Genomic DNA, 536 nt, shown 5'->3' on the forward strand with positions numbered 1-536 from the left:
CCCGGATTCATATACTAACCGCGACACATCACCTAAAACTGGAGGTGATCTGCGATACTAGGGGCATTTTACTCCCGCCAAGAAGTGAATTGCACCAATGAAGTATCAACAGATCACCAGAGAAGAAAGATACACGATTGCCGCCTATCGTGCACAAGGTCTTTCCGTAATCCGTATTGCCGAGCTAACCGGGCGCCACAGGAGCACACTCTATAGAGAGTTCCAGCGTAACAGCTGCCACCGAACCGATGGCGCATATAGACCGAGTAAGGCCGACAGTCGCACACGAGGGCGGCGCAGGCGATCACGTCGTAACCGACACTATTCCGAACGCCACTTCAAGATTGTTCGAGCATTACTTAGGAAGAAGTACAGCCCAGAGCAAATAGTCGGTTACATACGCAAACATAAATTAATGAAACGCCGGCTCAGCCATGAAACCATCTACCAATATATCTGGCGAAACAAGAAGAATGGCGGCAACTTATGGACGCATTTACGTCAGGCATCAAAGCAGCGCCGAAAGCGCTACAAAG

At 49.8% G+C, this 536-nt stretch carries 1 protein-coding gene; it reads left to right on the top strand.

The window, feature by feature from the left end; genetic code table 11:
* Window positions 1-97: 97 nt before the first annotated feature.
* On the top strand, window positions 98-536 hold a 439-nt coding region (locus tag FDY93_RS19360), incomplete at its 3' end, for a helix-turn-helix domain-containing protein (protein ID WP_138237396.1).

Source organism: Microbulbifer harenosus (genome assembly GCF_005771435.1).
Lineage (GTDB): Bacteria > Pseudomonadota > Gammaproteobacteria > Pseudomonadales > Cellvibrionaceae > Microbulbifer > Microbulbifer harenosus.